This window comes from Novosphingobium sp., from assembly GCF_024642085.1.
Classification (GTDB): domain Bacteria; phylum Pseudomonadota; class Alphaproteobacteria; order Sphingomonadales; family Sphingomonadaceae; genus Novosphingobium.
In genome coordinates, this window is record NZ_JAHEBV010000001.1 from 95,446 (window position 1) to 111,410 (window position 15,965).

Below are 15,965 nucleotides of genomic sequence, written 5' to 3' on the forward strand. Positions count from 1 at the left end.
GGGATTGCATAGTTTGTCGAGAGCTCTACTGTGCCACCTAGTTGTGCTGCGTAGGGGGCAAGCAAAGAATGCTATTGGCGGAAACCGGGCTTGATCCGCTTTTACACAATCTCATAACAATTGAACGGGAATTGCTGGTATTCGCCGCTTTCTGGTTTGTAATTGGCCTTCTTGACGAATTTGCGATTGATTGTGCCTGGATCTGGCTCCGCCTGACGGGCCGCGCGCGTACGACGCGTCTGCCCGCAGGCTATGGGTCTGCGCCACTCGCCCGACCGGTTGCTGTATTCGTCCCGGCGTTTCAGGAAGCCGATGTAATTGCCACCACAATCAGGCACATGATTACCACTTGGCAGCAAAGCGCCGTTCGTTTTTACATAGGATGCTACAGCAACGATGCTGCCACACTCACTGCCGCGATGGATGCCGCTAGGCGCGACCCGCGAGTCCGGCTGGTAGTTCACGGCGCCAAGGGCCCAACGACTAAAGCCGATTGCCTCAATCGTCTCTACAACGCTCTGGAAGATGACGAAGTGAGGACGGGCGTCACGTATCACGGCGTTATCCTGCAAGACGCCGAAGACATGGTGCATCCGGCGGCTCTTCAGGCAATCGATGCAGCTCTTTGCCATCATGACTTTGTGCAATTGCCGGTCCGTCCGGCGCTACAATCCGGTTCTCGTTGGATAGGCGGCCACTATGCGGACGAGTTTACCGAAGCTCATGCCAAGGCGCTGGTCGTTCGGTCTGCGCTTGGCGCAGCAATTCCGGCTGCGGGTGTCGGCTGCGGGTTTTCGCGCGAAGCGCTTGGCCGCCTGTCCGCCGAAAGTTCGGCAGCTAATCGTTTTGGCCCCTTCGCAGCCGACTGCCTGACCGAAGACTATGAATTAGGAATCGTGTTGTCGCAGGAAGGGCGGGGGAGTGTGTTTCTGCGCCTGCGCGACGCGGCTGGAAACCTGGTTGCTACATCCAGTTATTTCCCTGCTGAACTTTCCGCCGCGGTACGGCAGAAAACCCGCTGGATCCATGGAATAGCATTCCAGGCGTGGGACCGCATGGGCTGGAGCGCCCGCCCGGTTGAAATTTGGATGGCCCTGCGCGATCGGAAGGGTCCCTTGACTGCGCTGGTATTGTTCGCAGCTTACGTCCTGCTGCTGATTGATAGTACGCTTCTGGCGGCGCGCCGCTACGGCTGGATTGACGGTGAGGACTTGTCGCCAGCCTTGCAAGCCATGCTGGCGCTAAGTACCGCCGGATTTGTCTGGCGTGCGTTATCGCGTGCCTTGGTCACCGGACGGGAATATGGGGCAATCGAAGGGTTATTGGCGGTTCTGCGCATCCCGATCAGCAACATCATTTCTATCATGGCTGGTCGGCGGGCCTTAACTTCATACGTTGCCTCGCTTGCGGGTCGGCGTGTGGTCTGGGACAAAACCGCGCATAGCGGTCATCCTGCGCTCGCAAGGATGCAGTCAATGAACCTGCGCGCCGCTTCTGACGAAGCCAGCGCGTGAGCAACCGCAAGATCAATTCCCGGCGCGGTCAGCCGCTTGCTGCGTTGACGCTTATCCTGGCCAGTTGGGTTGGTCTTCGTGCCGCCGTCCTAAGCAACGGCAGCCCTGACCGCACCGGGCATGAGGTTCACGGCGAGACGCGTGACTTCAGCCCTGACAAATCGGCCGCGGCGCACGAAACGCTGGGGGTATCATTGGGCAGCAGTGCAAGCGCGGCAGATTCATTATCCTTCAGCAAGGCAGGACCACGTTTAGCCCCGGTAGCTCCGGCGATGCGGATCATCGGCGGCGCCGACAACCATTCAGGATCGGTCATGCCGGAACTACCGGTGCAGACGGATGAAGGCACAACCGGACACACATTGCCTGCATTTCAGCGGGAAACCACGCCGCGCATCGCGGCTGGGCATCAGCTGCTATACCTTGCTGCGCTTTCGCAGCTGCCGATGCCTGCTGGCTTGCTGGGGTCTGCAGGACCTGCTCTGTCCCGCGCACCGTCAGCATCGTCCATTCCTGCAGCCCGGCGATGGTCGGGCGATGCATGGGTGCTGCTGCGCGGGGGCGGCAACGGCTTCAATCTCCCAGGCGCGGGATTGACTGGAGCAATTATCCCCTCCGGTGCCTATGGGGCGAGCCAGAGCGGTGCGGTGGTGCGTTACCGGCTTTCGCCCGGTGACCCGCATCGGCCGGAGCTTTATCTACGTGCGACGACGGCGCTTCACGAGCCGCGCTCGGAAGAATTGGCAGCAGGTTTCGCAATACGTCCCTTTACGAACGTTCCCTTTGCGGCACTGGTGGAAGGCCGTGCAAGCAAGTCCTTCACCGGGACAATTGTCCGACCTGCGATTGCTGTCGTAAGCGAACTTGCCCCGGTGCACCTGCCATTAGGGCTGCGCGGTGAAGCCTATGTCCAGGCAGGTTACGTTGGCGGATCCGGCGGAACCGCATTCACCGATGGTCAAAGCCGGCTTGAGAAGCGGCTGATCTCGCAAGGTCGGTGGCAATTGCGGGCTGGCGCCGGAGCGTGGGGCGGGGCGCAAAAAGGCGCAAAACGCGTCGATGTCGGTCCCACCGCAAGTTTAGACTTGCCGCTCGGACCAGTAAACGGCCGTGTCGCGGCCGACTGGCGCTTCCGGATAGGCGGCAAGGCCGCACCTACATCGGGTCCTGCAATTACGCTTTCCGCCGGATTTTAAGGGGCGAAGCCTTTTTTCTGCCGCTGCACTGGGGTAGGCCCTTCGCAACAAAATGGACGTCTACCTCCCGATCGCCAACCTTTCGGTCAACGGCCTGGTCATCGTCGCGCTTGGGGCGCTGACGGGTATCCTGTCGGGCATGTTCGGCGTTGGTGGCGGGTTTCTGACCACGCCGCTGATGATTTTCTACGGCATTCCGCCCACGGTTGCCGCAGCGTCTGCAGCCAGCCAGGTGACGGGGGCGAGTGTATCGGGCGTACTGGCTCACTCGCGGCGCAGCGGGGTCGATTATCAGATGGGCGGGGTGATGGTTGCAGGCGGGATCATCGGCACGGTGATGGGTGCCGGGATCTTTCGCGTGTTGCAGGAACTCGGACAAATCGATGTCGTGATCAATGTACTTTACGTTGTTCTCCTTGGCAGCATTGGCGGATTGATGGCACGGGAAAGCTGGCAAGCTGTCAAGGCGCAGCGTAGCGGCATTCCGCTGCCTGCGCGCAAACGCCGCCACCACCCGATCGTGGCCAATCTCCCGCTGCGCTGGCGGTTCTATCGCTCCGGCCTTTACATATCCCCTCTCGCGCCGCTTCTACTGGGCATATTTACCGGCATCCTGACCATGTTGATGGGAATCGGTGGCGGCTTCGTGCTGGTTCCCGCAATGCTCTACATTCTGGGTATGAGCGCCGGGGTGGTGGTTGGCACGTCGCTGTTCCAAATCCTGTTTGTCACCATGGCGACGACCATGATGCACGCGATGACGACCAAGGCGGTCGATGTGGTGCTGGCCGTACTGTTGCTGATCGGTTCGGTTTCTGGTGCACAAATCGGCGCGCAGATTGCGCAGAAAGTTCCAGCGGAACGGCTGCGTTTTGTCCTCGCCGCGCTTGTCCTCATCATCGCGCTGAGTTTGGCGATGGGCCTGGGCTGGCGGCCTGACGAGATATATACGGTCACGCCGCTGTGAGGCGGCTGCTTGCCTTGATCGCCTTGCTGGTGCTGACCGGCGCGCGCGATCCGATCCTGGTCCCTGAAATATCCCAGCACGAAGTGCAGGTGCGCCAGGGCTTTCGCGGCGCAGACCTGCTGCTGTTCGGCGCGATTCTTACTCCCGAAGGATCGCGCGCAGGGCAGGACTACGACATTGTCGTTGTCCTCAAAGGACCGACGCGGTCGATCGTGCTGCGCGAAAAGCAGCGCATCGCCGGTATCTGGGTCAACGCCGCCAACACAGAGTTTCGTTCTGCCCCGACCTTTTTCGCCGTAGCTTCGTCCAAACCTATCCGCCGGATCGTCGATGACAAGACCGCCGCGATTTACGAGCTGGGCCTGCCGTGGCTCCAGCTTTCCCCGATAGGTTCTTACGATCCCAAGGATCAGGCCCGCTTTTCCGCCGGTCTGGTTGATCTGATGCGCCGCGACGGGCTCTATTCCGAAAATGACAACGGCGTCTCGGTCAATGCCCAGGTCCTGTACCAGGCGCGCATAGCCCTGCCTTCTAATGTCCAGACCGGGACCTACACGGCCGAAACCTTTGCCATCACGCGGGGACGGGTGGTAGCGTCGGCGATCAGCAGGGTCGAAGTGCGCAAGCAGGGTTTTGAACGGTTCGTTGAACTATTCGCCCGCAACGACGGGTTCTTTTATGGCCTGATCGCAGTGGCAATCTCGGTGGCAATGGGCTTTCTGGCCGGACGCCTGTTCGCGCTGATCTGATCCGCCAGCTCCCGCGGCTTAGCCCATTGTTAACCCTGTGTGGTCTAAGCAGAGGCCCTTGAAGGCAGCCACGGTCGCAGGGGACGTCCTTTCCGATGAATGACATGAGTTACCAAGGCAACGCGGGTGCAAGGCCCGCTTCTTCAGCCGAGATTCCGGCCGACGCCGCGCAAGCCGCTGCCAGCGTGTCTGCCGCAGGTCCCGATAACGCCCGCGATCCAATCGGGGTAGTTCTCGAAATCGCTGGTTCGGGCAGTAACATCGCACTTGATCTTACCCGTTTGCAAGAGTGTTCGGGCGACACCGATCCCTCGGTTGCCTTGGCCGGACAGGTCGGCAGCCAGGTCAAGATCCGCGTCGGGCGCGGCTGGCTGCTCGCCTCGGTTCGCACCCAACGGCAGGATTCCAAGACGCCGGGCGGCATTCTGGCCGCGATCGACTTTCTAGGTGAAGGCGAGGAAGAGCGCCTGACTGGCAGGATCCACTCGTTCCGCCGCGGTGTCACCCGCTATCCCATCCCCGGCGCCCTGATCTATCCCGCCACCAGCAACGACCTGCGCCAGATCTATGCGTCGGATGGCCGCCCCAACGTCCAGATCGGCACAGTTTTTCCGACCCGTGACATTCGTGCCGGCCTTTATATCGACGCGCTTCTGGGCAAGCACTTCGCGCTGCTCGGCTCGACCGGTACCGGCAAGTCGACCAGCGCTTCGCTGATCCTGCACCGGATTTGCGAATATGCGCCTGAAGGCCATATCGTCATGATCGATCCGCACGGCGAATATTCGGCGGCGTTCAAGCAAACCGGCATGATCTTTGACGTGTCGAACCTGCAGATGCCCTACTGGATCATGAACTTTGAAGAACACTGCGAAGTGTTCCTGACATCGACCGGTAACCAGCGCCAGGAAGACGCCGACATCCTGTCCAAGTGCCTGCTTGCCGCCCGGATGAAGAACCGTCTGGCCGAAACGATGGGCAAGCTGACAGTCGATAGCCCGGTTCCCTATCTGCTGTCCGATCTGACCACCGTTCTCCAGAACGAGATGGGCAAGCTGGACAAGGCGACATCGACTGCCCCGTTCATGCGGATCAAGTCCAAGATCGACGAACTGAAGGGCGATCCGCGCTATCAGTTCATGTTCTCGGGCATGCTGGTCGGCGATACCATGGCCGATTTCATCGCCAAGATTTTCCGTATGCCCAGCCGCGGCAAGCCGATTTCGATCATCGACGTATCGGGCGTGCCGTCCGATATCACCAGCACCGTGGTTGCCGTGCTTAGCCGCCTGGTCTTCGACTTTGCGATCTGGGCGCGCGATGAAAAGACCCGCCCCGTGCTGCTGGTCTGCGAAGAAGCGCACCGCTACGTTCCCAACGAAAAGAACGCCGATGGCTCGTCCGTAGGCCGCATCCTCAGCCGGATTGCCAAGGAAGGCCGCAAATACGGCATTTCGCTGGGCCTGATTACCCAGCGTCCGTCGGATCTGGCCGAAGGTGTGCTTTCGCAGTGCGGCACGATCATTTCGATGCGCCTCAACAACGATCGCGACCAGGCCTTCGTCAAGGCCGCCATGCCCGAAGGCGCGCGCGGCTTTCTTGATGCCATCCCTGCCTTGCGCAACCGCGAATGCATCATCTGCGGCGAAGGCGTTTCGATCCCTATCCGCGTCAGCTTCGACGAGCTGGAAGAAATCAAGCGGCCGGCATCTGCCGACCCTTCGTTCAGCGAACTGTGGAACAGTTCCGGCGGCGAAGAGGATATGGTCCAGCGCACCGTCCAGCGCTGGCGTGCCCAGGGCCGCTAGGCCTTTTGATCCCGGTCAGATCGGCTGAATCCGCGCGGCCATGGTCTTGCGCCATGTCCCGCGGCGATAGGCGTACAGCGTCAGGGCGAGCGAGGCAGCCGAACCTGCAACAAACGACAGCCACAGCGCGTCGGTGCCCATTGCGGGATAGGCCAGCCAGTAGAATCCCAGCCGCACAGCGTACATTGACGCCAGCAGCACCACGATCGGGGTCATCACCACCCCGTACGCGCGCAGCGTGCCGAACAGCACGATCGTGACGCCAAAGGGAAGGTAAGACCAGATCGACAGCCACTGAATGTGCCGGGCAACAGCAACCGAAGGGCTGCCGCTGCCCAGAAACAGTTCAAGCGCAGGGGTATCAAAGGCCAGCAGCAGGGCCACCAGCACCCCGGTCATCGCCAGGTTGACCATCGCCCCGTCAATACCGATGCGATCAACCCGGTCTTCGCGCCGGGCGCCAATATGCTGGGCCACCATCGCACTGACCGCCGCGCCGATCGCCAGACTGGGCATCTGGATATAGTTCCAGATCTGAAGCAACGCGCCATAGGCTGCCGCGGTGACCAGCCCTTCGCGGTTGACCAGCCCGATGAAGATCAGGCCGGCACCTGAAATGACCAGCATCTGCGCCCCCATCGGCAGGCCTTTGCCAACGATGAAGCGCAATTCCTCGCGCGCCGGGATCAGATAGCGCAGTTCGCGCCCGCGCAGCCGCAGCGGCAGGTCGCGCCAATAGATCCACCCGATCATACCGCCCAGGCCAATCGATGTGGCGATGGCAGTGGCCACCGCCGCTCCCGCTATGCCCAGCTGCGGAAACGGCCCGATTCCGGCGATGAGCAGCGGGTTGAGTGCCACGTCAAGCACGGCAGTCAGGATCTGGAAATAAAGCGGGGTGCGCGCATCCCCCGATCCGCGCATGCCCATCGATATCATTACTGTCAGCGTCATTCCGGGGATGACCAGGAAGATTACCCGCAGATAGGTCAGCGCCAACACCTGCGATTCCGCCGGCGGACGGAGCAAGGCCAGAAGTTGCGGCGCCAGCGCCCAGCCCAGTAGCGCCACCACCAGCGACACGATCAGGCACAGGCCCACGCCGGTCCCGAAGCTGCGCCGCGCGGCATCGATGTTGCGCGCGCCAAAGCTTTGCCCCACCCGCACGGTCGTTGCCATCGACAGGCCGAAAACGGCCGCAAAAACCAGGAACATCACGATGTTGCAGTTGGCGGTTGCGGTCAGTGCGGCTTCGCCCAGCAGACGCCCGATCCACACCGTGTTGATTGACGCGTTAAGCGATTGCAGCACGTTGCCCATCAGCGTTGGCAGCGCGAACAGCAGCAGGGTGCGGCGGATCGGCCCGCTGGTCAGGTCGCCCCGGCGAGGCGGCTGCGGCGCTGTATCGGCGTCGGGAAAGGTGGTGGGGGCGTCCATGGGTGTCCTGTCAGGTGCCGCGGGTATCGCCATAAAGGTGGATGTGCAGCCGGTCGGTAAAGCGCCAGCCGCGTGCCAGGCAGGCGTCCGACAGCCACTTGGCACGGTTCAGCAGGGTGGCGCTATCTGTCCCTTCGCCCATCAGGTACAGCCGCTCGGCCGGAATGGCATAGATAGCCTGCAGCTGTTCCACTTCTGCCAGATCCTCTGCGGTGCTGATCACAAACTTGAAGAACGCGCGCGGATCGTGCGCCCAGGCGGCCAAACGCTCGGGGATCAGCGCCAGTTCCGCAGGGTTGCCCGAATGGGCTAGTTTTGGACTGACATTGTACTGCGCCACCTGACGGTCCAGCGCGGGATGCGGTGCGACCGTGCCGTTGGTCTCGATCTCCACCGTCATGCCGGCCAGCCGTTCGGCCATCCGCGCCAGCGCCGGGCCTTGCAGCAACGGTTCGCCCCCGGTGATTACCAGCCGGTCTTGCCCCAGGGCCATGATCCGCGCGGCTACGTCTGCCTCGTCCAGCGCCAGCTGATTGTCCGACCGCTCGAACGCTACACCGCCGCGGTGGGGGCGGTTATCGCCGGTAAAGCGCCAGGTATAGGCGGTATCGCACCACTGGCAGGCCAGGTTGCAGCGCGACAGCCTGACAAACGCAACCGGCCGCCCGGCACTGGGTCCTTCGCCTTGCAGCGAAGCGAACAGTTCCGGTTCGCCCGGCGTGGTGGTGGCCAGGGTCAGCATTCAGGAAACGGCCTGTGCAGCGCGGAAGTTGACACCAAGTTCACAGGGTACATGCGGCGAAAGATCACACCTGTTGCTGCGGCATCCGCTTTGCGCGGGGCAGCCAGGGATTTCAGGGCGGAAACACAGCAAGATCATGCGCACGCCCATCGCACAATCTGCGCCAGTAGGAAACGCTGCCCCTTACCCCGGCGGCCCGGCGTTGCTACACGCGCGCAGCTTTTCCAGGAGAACCACCATGGCCACGACCACATCTGCCGCCGATCCCGCCGCTGCCGGCACCTGGACGATGGGGGACCGGACAGTCAAACGCATGGGCTATGGCGCGATGCAACTGGCCGGGCCAGGGGTGTTCGGCCCGCCGCGCGATCATGACGGCGCGATTGCCGTGCTCCACGCCGCGATGGCCGCCGGGATCGATCACATCGACACCAGCGATTACTATGGCCCCTATGTGACCAACCGCCTGATCAAAGAGGCGCTGCACCCTTATCCCGCCAGCCTGACGCTGGTGACCAAGCTGGGCGGGCGCCGCAACGACAAGGGCGAATGGCTGGGTGCCTTTTCAGCAGACGAGCTGCGCCGGGGCGTGGAAAGCAACCTAGAAAACCTGGGGCTGAACCAGCTTGAAATCGTCAACCTGCGCTCGCTCCACGGGCGTCACGCGGCGGGCGAAGGGCCACTGGATGAACAGATGGAAACGCTTGCGGTGATGCAGCAGGAAGGGCTGATCCGCCACATCGGCATGTCTAACGTGACACGCAAGCAGATCGAAGACGGGCAGAAAATTGCCCCGGTGGTGTGCGTGCAGAATGCCTACAACCTTGCCAACCGCGCGGATGACGATCTGATCGTGTGGCTGGCGGACCAAGGCATCGCCTATGTTCCGTTCTTCCCGCTGGGCGGATTTACCCTGCTGCAATCGGCCGAGCTGGATGCCGTTGCGGCAGAGGTGCAAGCCACGCCGATGCAGGTCGCATTGGCGTGGTTGCTGCAGCGATCGCCCAATGTGCTTCTGATCCCGGGCACGTCATCGCTGGTGCATTTGCACGAGAACATCGCGGCAGCCTCGTTAAAGCTGACCGCAGCGGCGGTGGCGCGGTTGGATGCAATAGCCGGGTAAGCCGCTGCGCCGACCGCGGCTGTTATCCCAGCCGGTCCAGCGCCGCGCGCAGCCGTTCGGCCTCGGCGGCATGCATGGCATGATCGGCCCGGGCCTTTTCAACGGCTTCGGGCTTGGCCTTTTCGACGAAGCTGGCGTTGGACAGGCGGCCTTCAAGCGATTTGGCCTCTTTGGTGCTGGCCTCCAGCGCCTTGGCCAAACGGGCCTTTTCAGCGGTGATGTCAATGACGCCTTCCAGGGGGACGATCACGTTGGCATCGCCTGCACCGATCTGCATCGCCGCGCCCGCCGGGGCTGCTTCAAAACGGATCGCGCTCAGCCGCGCCAGCCGTTCGATGACCGCGGGATTGCGTTCGATGATCCCGCGCGTGGCAGCGCTTGGCCCGGGCAGATAAGCATCAAGGCGCGCGCCCGGCGCAATGCCCAGTTCGTTCTTGGCTGTGCGCAGCGATCCGACCAGCGCAATCAGCCAATTGACCTCGGCCTTGGCGGCGCTGTCGACCTGGGCGGCAGGGGCAGGCCAGCGCGCCGTGATCAACGGATAGTGCGCCCGCTCGCCCAGCTTGGACCAGAGTTCCTCAGTGACAAACGGCATGAACGGGTGGAGCATGACCAGGATCTGGTCGAGCACCCAGCCAGCCACGGCCTTGGTCTCGGCATCGAAGTTGCCCTTGATCAGTTCGATGTACCAGTCGCAGAACTGGTCCCAGACGAAGTGGTAAATCGCGCCCGCCGCCGCATCGAAGCGCAGGTCGGCCATCGCCTGATCCAGCGCGGCCAGCGTCTCGACCACCTCGCCGATGATCCACGTGTTGACTGCCGATGTCGCCGCAGGGGCTGCGATATTGCTTGATGCGCCGATGCCGTTGGCCTGGCAGAACCGCGCCGCATTCCACAGTTTGGTGGCAAAGTTGCGATAGCCTTCGACCCGGCGCTCATCCATCTTGATGTCGCGCCCCTGGCTTTCCATCGCGGCCATGAAAAAGCGCAGTGCATCGGCGCCATATTGGTCGATCAGGCCCAGCGGATCGACCACGTTGCCTTTCGATTTGGACATTTTCTGCCCGTCCGGCGCGCGAACCAGCCCGTGCAGATACAGCCGCGGCCACGGGTTCTGGCCGGTCATCGCCTGGCCCATCATCATCATCCGCGCATCCCAGAAAAACAGGATGTCGAAGCCGGAAATCAGGAGGTCATTGGGGTAATGCTTGGCCAGCAGGTCGGTGTTGTCCGGCCAGCCCAGCGTGGCGAACGGCCACAGCGCGGAGGAGAACCATGTGTCGAGAACGTCCTCGTCCTGGCGCAAGGCCACATCCGCGCCGGCCAGCGCCTGCGCCGCTGCTGCGTCTTCGGCAACGTAGATCTGTCCGTTATCGCCAAACCAAGCCGGGATCCGGTGCCCCCACCACAGCTGGCGGCTGACACACCACGGCTGGATGTTTTCCATCCAGTTGAAGAACGTTTTCTCCCAGCTCTTGGGCACGATCTCGATCGCACCGCTGCGCACTGCCTCCAGCGGAGCCTTAGCCAGCACCGCGGCACTCACATACCACTGGTCGGTCAGCCACGGCTCGATCTCAACCCCGCCGCGGTCGCCGAACGGGGTCTGGATCATGCGCGGTTCAGCGTCATGTTCCACTCCGTCCTTGTCGGTGTGCGGTATCAGGAAGCCGGCCTCCTTCATCCGCTGCACCACCAGTCTGCGCGCCGCGAAGCGTTCCATGCCGTCGAATTCTTCCGGGACCAGTCCGTCGGCGGTCTGCACCACGCGGGCTTCGGCATCGAACATGTTGAGCATGTCGGCGGGCTTGATCCCGGCGCGCTTGCCCACTTCAAAGTCGTTGAAATCGTGGCCGGGGGTGATCTTGACCACGCCGCTGCCCAGTTCCGGATCGGCGTGTTCGTCAGCCACCACTTTGAACAGACGCCCGGTCAGGGGCTGAAGGATGTCCTTGCCAATCACGCTCTTGTAGCGATCATCATCGGGGTTCACCGCCACGCACATGTCGGCCAGCATTGTTTCGGGCCGCGTCGTCGCGACTTCAACCGATCCGCTACCATCGGCAAAGGGATAGCGGAAGCGCCAGAAACTGCCCCTGGTCTCTCTCGTCTCAACCTCAAGGTCGCTGATCGCGGTTTTCAGCTTGGGGTCCCAGTTGACCAGCCGCTTGTCGCGGTAAATCAGCCCCTGATTGTAAAGGTCGACGAACACCTTGATCACCGCGCGGGTAAAGTGCGGGTCCATGGTGAACTGTTCGCGGCTCCAGTCCATCGAACAGCCCAGCCGGCGCAGCTGACCGGTGATGGTCCCGCCGCTCTCATGCTTCCACTCCCACACCTTGGCGACGAATTCCTCGCGGGTGTAGTTGGTGCGCTTGTCCTGGGCGAGTTCCAGCTGGCGTTCGACCACCATTTGCGTCGCGATCCCGGCGTGGTCCATGCCCACCACCCACATTGCATCCTTGCCGCGCAGCCGTTCGTACCGGATCACAACGTCCTGCAGCGTATTGTCCAGGGCGTGCCCGATGTGGAGCGACCCGGTTACGTTGGGCGGCGGATTGACGATGGTATAGGGTTCTGCCGACGGGCGATGGGGACGGAACAGGCCCTCCGCTTCCCAATGGGCATACCACTTCGCCTCGATGGCGGCGGGATCGAATGTCTTGGGCAGGCTGGGTTCTGGCGCGGGATCGGTCATGGTCGGCGGGCTTTGCCAGCGCCTCGCTGCACTGGCAAGCTTGTCGGCGCGGCGATTTTCCCCCACAAGCATCGGCAATGCGCAGACGGTGTGAGTTTTCGGCGGAGACCAGTGATGCAGGCGCGCAGACCCTTGCGCTGAGCGGGCCCCTGACGGTGTCCACCGCGGGGCTGCTCGAAGGCGATCTGCGCCGGGCCGCCGGCTCTTATGCGGCGATTGACCTCAGCCAGGTTTCGGCCATCGATACGGTCGGCGCGTGGCTGGCTTTCCGCCTTGCCGATGACCATCAGGCACGTATCGTCGGAGCCAGCGATCAGGCCCAGCGCCTGATCGCGGCCGTTGGCGGACAACGCAGCGAAGCCGCCGTCCGGCCGCACCGTGCCCGTCCGCTTCGCCGGGTGCTCGATTCGATCGGCAACTATGTGGCCGGATCAGGCAGCGGCATGCTCGCCTTTCTGGGCTTCATGGGGCAGATGATCCTGGCGGTGGGCAGCCTGGTCCGCCACCCGCGCCGCTTCCGCTTCAAGGCGCTGGTCCATCAGATGGAGCTGGTCGGCGTTTCGGCGCTGGGCATCATCGGATTGATGAGCTTTCTGGTCGGCATCGTCATTGCCCAGCAAGGCGCGGTGCAGCTGAAGCAGTTCGGAGCAGAGATTTACACGATCAACCTGACCGGGCGCATTTCTTTCCGCGAGCTGGGCGTCCTGATGACTGCGATCATGGTTGCCGGGCGGTCGGGATCGGCCTTTGCCGCGCAAATCGGGACGATGAAGCTGACCGAGGAAGTTGATGCGATGCGCACCATCGGCGTCTCACCGGTCGAGGCGCTGGTCATTCCGCGCGTTCTGGCCAGCACGCTGATGATGCTGCTTTTAGGCTTTTATGCTTCGCTTTGCGCGATCCTGGGCGGGGCGACGATTTCCACGCTGACGCTGGAAATCCCGTTCATGACTTTCCTCAGCCGGATCCAGGAAGTGGTGCCGATGCACGATATCTATGTCGGGATGGTCAAGGCCCCGGTGTTCGGCGCAATCGTTGCGCTTTCAGGCTGCTATCAGGGGATGCAGGTCGAAGGAAACTCGGAAGAGGTTGGCCTTCGCACCACTATTGCAGTGGTCCAGGCAATCTTTGCGGTCATCGTGCTCGACGCGTTTTTTGCGGTGTTCTTTACCGAAGTGGGCTGGGGATGAACGAGGAACGCATGCCTGAACCGGCGCACACCCCCGCGCCGAACGAGCCTCGTCCCGGGGAAGATCGCCAGCATCCGATCAAGGTGGAAGGCCTGCGCAATTGCTTTGACGATCACGTGATCCACGACAACCTGTCGCTGACCGTCAACAAGGGTGAAATCCTGGGCGTGGTCGGCGGATCGGGCACCGGCAAATCGGTCCTGATGCGCTCTATCATCGGGCTTCAGATACCGCAGGCAGGCCATATCACCGTGCTGGGCGATGATATTACCTCGGCCGAAGATGACGAGGATATCGACATTCGCAGCCGCTGGGGCGTGCTGTTTCAGGGCGGCGCGCTGTTTTCTACGCTGACGGTTGCGGAAAACGTCGAAGTGCCGCTGCGCGAGTTCTATCCCGAAATCGATGACAACCTGCGGCATGAAATCGCGCGTTTCAAGGTCAAGCTATCCGGCCTGCCGCCTGAAGCGGCGTCCAAGTATCCGTCCGAACTGTCGGGCGGGATGCGCAAGCGCGCCGGCCTGGCGCGCGCACTGGCCCTCGACCCGGAACTGTTGTTCCTGGACGAGCCCACCGCCGGTCTTGATCCGATCGGTGCGGCGGCTTTCGATGATCTGATCGGCGAACTGCAAGACACGCTGGGCCTGACCGTGTTCCTGATCACGCACGATCTTGATACCCTGTACGAGATTTGTGACCGGGTCGCCGTGCTGGCCGACAAGCATGTGATCGCAGTCGATACGATCCCCAATCTGCTTAAGCTGGATCACCCGTGGATCCAGGAATATTTCAACGGCCCGCGCGGACGCGCGGCACAAGCAGCACAGGATCGCGGCCGCGCTGCGCAGGCGGCACAGGACCGGGCAAACGCTGTCAAGACACGTCATGCGCCTTCGCCAGACGCCAAAGCGATGGACAAGCAAACGGGCAGGGGGGCATAAGGCAAGCCAATGGAAACCAGAGCCAATCATGTCTGGGTGGGGGCAGTCACCCTGGCCTTGCTGGCGATTGTCGCCGCCTTCGTGATCTGGATCGCGCGGCTGGGTGAAGGCAACCTCAACGAATACGACATCTTCTTCAAGCAATCGGTCGATGGCCTGTCCAAGGGATCAGGGGTGACCTTTTCCGGGGTTCCAGTGGGCCAGGTCCAGAAGATCGAGTTGTGGGAAAAAGACCCCAGCTTCGTGCGGGTGCGCATCGCGATCGATAATGGCGTGCCGATCCTTCAGGGCGTGACCGCCACGATGCAGGGCAGTTTTACCGGGGTGTCGAACATCCAGCTGGAAGGTGCCGTCAAGGGCGCGCCGCCGCTGACCGAGCCGGGTCCGGAAGGCGCCCCGGTGATCCCTACCAAGCGCGGGGGCCTGGGCGAACTGCTCAATTCAGCGCCGGTCCTGCTGGAACGACTGGCCACCCTGACCGAACGGCTGACGCTGGTCCTGTCCGACAGTAACCAGAAATCGATCCAGAACATCCTGGCAAATACCGACCGGCTGACCAACAGCGTGGCCAATGCCTCGCCCCAGTTCGAACGGTCGATGGCCGAACTGCAGGTGACCCTGGTCCAGGCGCGCCAGTCCCTGGCCGCGTTTGAACGCGTGGCCGATTCAACCGACAAACTGGTCAACGGCGAAGGGCAAAGTCTGGCGGCATCGCTGCGCAAGACGCTCAAGTCTGCGCAGGGCGCGGCAGATCAGCTGGAACTGACCATGAAGGACGTCAAGCCGGTCACCAAGCAGCTGAGCGAATCGACCTTGCCCGCTGCCGAAGCGGCAATCCGCGATCTGCGCGCCACCACCCGCGCGCTGCGCGACGTGACCGAAAAGATCGACGAAAAGGGCGCCGGCGGCCTGCTCGGCGGGGACAAGCTGCCGGACTACAAGCCATGATCACGATACGGAGTATTTCCATGCCTTCCGCCCGGTCCGTTTCGCTTCGTCTGGCTGCGCTGTTGCCGGCCCTGCTGCTGTCGGGCTGCCTGGGTCTGGGTGGAGGAAAACCGCCGCCGACTTTGCTGCGGTTAAGCGCGGATCAGCCAGCGCCGGTCGGCGTTGCGGTTTCGGGCACGCCCGCAAACGCGCTGTCGATTGCCGAACCTGAAGTGGACAAACAGCTGGCCGCGATGCGGGTGCCGGTGCGGGTCGGCGAAACGGACATTGCCTATCTCAAGAACGCACAGTGGGTGGAACGGCCCGCCCGCCAGTTCCGGTCATTGCTGGCCGAAACGGTCCGCGCTGGCAGTAAAGGCCTGGTGTTCGAGGATGACCAGCCGGTCCCCGCAAGTGGGCGGCGGCTGGGCGGCAAGCTGATCGACATGGGGTATGACGCGCGCACATCCAGCGTTGTGGTGCGCTATGATGCGTTGCTCAGCGGCCCGCGCGATGCGGTGACCCTGCGCCGGTTCGAAGCGGTGGTTCCGGGCGTGCAGGCCAAGCCCGAAGCGGTCGGCGCGGCGCTGAACCGCGCAGCCAACCAGGTCGCGGCCGAGGTTGCGGCCTGGGTGGGGTGACCTTTCGGTCCAACCGCAAGGTTCGTATGACG

Annotated in this window: 13 protein-coding genes; 10 read left to right on the forward strand and 3 right to left on the reverse strand. The window is 62.6% G+C overall.

Annotation, left to right across the window (positions count from 1 at the left end):
* Positions 1-68: 68 nt before the first annotated feature.
* From Q0L62_RS00495 to Q0L62_RS00515, 5 genes are all read left to right on the forward strand, one after another.
* Entirely contained in the window at positions 69-1,514 is a 1,446-nt protein-coding gene (locus Q0L62_RS00495; RefSeq protein ID WP_296674860.1) for a glycosyl transferase family protein, read from the forward strand.
* Positions 1,511-2,710, forward strand: a complete 1,200-nt coding sequence (locus tag Q0L62_RS00500) for a hypothetical protein (RefSeq protein WP_296674865.1) — start codon at positions 1,511-1,513, stop codon at positions 2,708-2,710. The genes Q0L62_RS00495 and Q0L62_RS00500 overlap by 4 nt, the downstream gene beginning before the upstream one ends.
* 52 nt (positions 2,711-2,762) lie before the next feature.
* On the forward strand, positions 2,763-3,677 hold the full coding sequence (locus Q0L62_RS00505; protein WP_296674870.1) for a sulfite exporter TauE/SafE family protein: 915 nt from the start codon (positions 2,763-2,765) through the stop codon (positions 3,675-3,677).
* The gene (locus tag Q0L62_RS00510; protein ID WP_296674875.1) at positions 3,674-4,426 is read left to right on the forward strand and encodes a TIGR02186 family protein; all 753 of its coding nucleotides are present in this window, start codon (positions 3,674-3,676) and stop codon (positions 4,424-4,426) included. The genes Q0L62_RS00505 and Q0L62_RS00510 overlap by 4 nt, the downstream gene beginning before the upstream one ends.
* A 104-nt stretch (positions 4,427-4,530) precedes the next feature.
* Positions 4,531-6,234 (forward strand): DUF87 domain-containing protein, encoded by a 1,704-nt coding sequence (locus Q0L62_RS00515; protein WP_296675114.1) that lies wholly within the window; start codon positions 4,531-4,533, stop codon positions 6,232-6,234.
* 15 nt (positions 6,235-6,249) lie between these two features.
* Here the strand turns inward: Q0L62_RS00515 and Q0L62_RS00520 are convergent, their stop codons facing one another.
* Positions 6,250-7,671 (reverse strand): MATE family efflux transporter, encoded by a 1,422-nt coding sequence (locus tag Q0L62_RS00520; protein WP_296674879.1) that lies wholly within the window; start codon positions 7,669-7,671, stop codon positions 6,250-6,252.
* Positions 7,672-7,681: 10 nt separating this feature from the next.
* Positions 7,682-8,413, reverse strand: a complete 732-nt coding sequence (locus Q0L62_RS00525) for a 7-carboxy-7-deazaguanine synthase QueE (RefSeq protein ID WP_296674884.1) — start codon at positions 8,411-8,413, stop codon at positions 7,682-7,684.
* Positions 8,414-8,651: 238 nt separating this feature from the next.
* Between Q0L62_RS00525 and Q0L62_RS00530 the strand changes: the two genes are divergently transcribed.
* Positions 8,652-9,536 carry an oxidoreductase gene (locus tag Q0L62_RS00530; RefSeq protein ID WP_296674887.1) on the forward strand — a complete coding sequence of 295 codons (885 nt, stop codon included), beginning with the start codon at positions 8,652-8,654 and terminating at the stop codon, positions 9,534-9,536.
* Positions 9,537-9,558: 22 nt separating this feature from the next.
* On the opposite strand, the gene Q0L62_RS00535 is transcribed toward Q0L62_RS00530, so the two are convergent.
* Positions 9,559-12,234 (reverse strand): valine--tRNA ligase, encoded by a 2,676-nt coding sequence (locus Q0L62_RS00535; protein WP_296674892.1) that lies wholly within the window; start codon positions 12,232-12,234, stop codon positions 9,559-9,561.
* 77 nt (positions 12,235-12,311) lie between these two features.
* On the opposite strand from Q0L62_RS00535, the gene Q0L62_RS00540 reads away from it, so the two are divergent.
* The 4 genes from Q0L62_RS00540 to Q0L62_RS00555 are packed head-to-tail and all read left to right on the forward strand — an operon-like array spanning position 12,312 to position 15,933.
* Positions 12,312-13,424 (forward strand): MlaE family lipid ABC transporter permease subunit, encoded by a 1,113-nt coding sequence (locus Q0L62_RS00540; protein ID WP_296674896.1) that lies wholly within the window; start codon positions 12,312-12,314, stop codon positions 13,422-13,424.
* Between the two features lie 11 nt (positions 13,425-13,435).
* Positions 13,436-14,365 (forward strand): ABC transporter ATP-binding protein, encoded by a 930-nt coding sequence (locus Q0L62_RS00545; RefSeq protein ID WP_296674900.1) that lies wholly within the window; start codon positions 13,436-13,438, stop codon positions 14,363-14,365.
* Positions 14,366-14,374: 9 nt separating this feature from the next.
* Positions 14,375-15,313: an MlaD family protein gene (locus tag Q0L62_RS00550; RefSeq protein WP_296674902.1), complete on the forward strand. Its 939-nt coding sequence runs from the start codon at positions 14,375-14,377 to the stop codon at positions 15,311-15,313.
* Positions 15,314-15,333: 20 nt separating this feature from the next.
* Positions 15,334-15,933, forward strand: coding sequence for an ABC-type transport auxiliary lipoprotein family protein (locus Q0L62_RS00555; RefSeq protein ID WP_296674905.1), 600 nt, complete (start codon positions 15,334-15,336; stop codon positions 15,931-15,933).
* Positions 15,934-15,965: the final 32 nt, after the last annotated feature.

Coding starts and splice junctions, on each gene's coding strand:
- Q0L62_RS00495 (WP_296674860.1), top strand. CDS start 69: ATGCTATTGGCGGAAACCGGGCTTGATCCGCTTTTACACAATCTCATA.
- Q0L62_RS00505 (WP_296674870.1), top strand. CDS start 2,763: ATGGACGTCTACCTCCCGATCGCCAACCTTTCGGTCAACGGCCTGGTC.
- Q0L62_RS00515 (WP_296675114.1), top strand. CDS start 4,531: ATGAGTTACCAAGGCAACGCGGGTGCAAGGCCCGCTTCTTCAGCCGAG.
- Q0L62_RS00520 (WP_296674879.1), bottom strand. CDS start 7,671: ATGGACGCCCCCACCACCTTTCCCGACGCCGATACAGCGCCGCAGCCG.
- Q0L62_RS00525 (WP_296674884.1), bottom strand. CDS start 8,413: ATGCTGACCCTGGCCACCACCACGCCGGGCGAACCGGAACTGTTCGCT.
- Q0L62_RS00530 (WP_296674887.1), top strand. CDS start 8,652: ATGGCCACGACCACATCTGCCGCCGATCCCGCCGCTGCCGGCACCTGG.
- Q0L62_RS00535 (WP_296674892.1), bottom strand. CDS start 12,234: ATGACCGATCCCGCGCCAGAACCCAGCCTGCCCAAGACATTCGATCCC.
- Q0L62_RS00540 (WP_296674896.1), top strand. CDS start 12,312: ATGCGCAGACGGTGTGAGTTTTCGGCGGAGACCAGTGATGCAGGCGCG.
- Q0L62_RS00545 (WP_296674900.1), top strand. CDS start 13,436: ATGCCTGAACCGGCGCACACCCCCGCGCCGAACGAGCCTCGTCCCGGG.
- Q0L62_RS00550 (WP_296674902.1), top strand. CDS start 14,375: ATGGAAACCAGAGCCAATCATGTCTGGGTGGGGGCAGTCACCCTGGCC.
- Q0L62_RS00555 (WP_296674905.1), top strand. CDS start 15,334: ATGCCTTCCGCCCGGTCCGTTTCGCTTCGTCTGGCTGCGCTGTTGCCG.